This window comes from Escherichia sp. TW14182 (assembly GCF_000208525.1).
Taxonomy (GTDB): Bacteria; Pseudomonadota; Gammaproteobacteria; order Enterobacterales; family Enterobacteriaceae; genus Escherichia; species Escherichia ruysiae.
On sequence record NZ_AEJZ01000305.1, the window covers coordinates 1 to 697 of the forward strand.

Below are 697 nucleotides of genomic sequence, written 5' to 3' on the forward strand. Positions count from 1 at the left end.
TTGTACTCGATCAGCATTACACCGTTGCCGCCGCTGCCACTGCGATGAATGTCGGCAAATCCACGATGGATAAATGGGTTCGACAACTGAAAGAAGAGCGAGCGGGAAAATCACCCATAGCTTCACCCATGACACCTGAGCAGATTGAAATACGTGAGTTGAAGAAAAGACTTCAACGCGTTGAAATGGAAAGGGATATATTAAAAAAGGCTACCGCGCTCTTGATGTCAGACTCCCTGAACAATTCTCATTAGTTGAGAAACTCAGGGCGCGGTTTCCTGTTGCCGTTGTGTGCAACGTGTTTGGGGTTCATCGCAGCAGTTATAAATACTGGCGGCAGCCCAAGAAGCCTGACGCCACGAAAGTGGCATTACTGAGCCTTGTGCGTGAAGTTTATCACGAAAGTAACGGTTCAGCAGGAGCGCGAAGCATTGCCGCAATGGTCACCACCAAAGGTATAAAACTGAGCCGCTGGCGGGCAACAAAGCTGATGAAAGCGCTCAATATTATCAGCTGTCAGCAACCTGGCCATCGTTATAAGAAGGCGTCTAAGGAACACATTGAGATCCCTAATTATCTGGATCGCCAGTTTGCTGTTACCGAGCCTAATCAGGCTTGGTGCGGTGATGTGACTTATATCTGGACGGGAAAACGCTGGGCTTATCTGGCTGTTGTACTCGATTTGTTTTCCCGCAAA

1 pseudogene is annotated in these 697 nt (G+C 48.5%); it reads left to right on the top strand.

Annotated features, from left to right (window positions below):
• Positions 1 to 697: pseudogene (locus EQY_RS25805) on the top strand (IS3 family transposase); the annotation flags it as partial.